General features: G+C 36.1%; 1 protein-coding gene. It reads right to left on the reverse strand.

Features of this window, described 5'->3' with window-relative positions; translation table 11 throughout:
• Positions 1-115: 115 nt before the first annotated feature.
• On the reverse strand, positions 116-403 hold the full coding sequence (locus DXA60_RS18570; protein ID WP_015560342.1) for a hypothetical protein: 288 nt from the start codon (positions 401-403) through the stop codon (positions 116-118).
• Positions 404-532: the final 129 nt, after the last annotated feature.

Consider the following 532-nt stretch of genomic DNA (forward strand, 5'->3'; position numbering starts at 1 on the left):
CACACCAGTACCGGAAGCCCCCGCAAACATCAGCTTTATCCAATGCTGAAAGCACTTCTGATCCAGCGTATTTTGTCAATCCCGCTATTTTCAGCTATTGGAAGTATATATTATCTTACCTGATTACCATTACACCGACTTTATGTGGTCCCTCATAAATAATAAATTCTGCACCGCTTTTTAATAAATGATATGGCGCATTATCAAACAAAAAGCCTACTTCACAATTATCTTTCATTTCATTTTGTTCTACATTTGTTCTATCAAACCTAATAGCTAGACTCCAAGTATCTCCATTTTCCATCTGTATAGTCGGGTAATATTCAGTTCCTATTGGTGGCCTTTTCCTTCCTCCTTCTTCTTCTGAAATCCAATATATTATTGCCTTTTTCATTATCCTCATCCATTACACCTTCCTAACACTTGTTGTTTCCAATCTGCTCTTACAGAATTACGGCTCTTAATTTTAACAGACTTTTGATTTAAATCTTCAACTTCAAAATAAGAAGCTGCCCCTATTCCATCATGCTTA

This window comes from Roseburia sp. OF03-24 (assembly GCF_003463035.1).
In the GTDB taxonomy this organism is placed as follows: domain Bacteria; phylum Bacillota; class Clostridia; order Lachnospirales; family Lachnospiraceae; genus Roseburia; species Roseburia rectibacter.

Bases quoted from the DNA above. Each gene is read 5' to 3' on its own strand.
- DXA60_RS18570 (WP_015560342.1), bottom strand. From the start codon at position 403: ATGAGGATAATGAAAAAGGCAATAATATATTGGATTTCAGAAGAAGAA.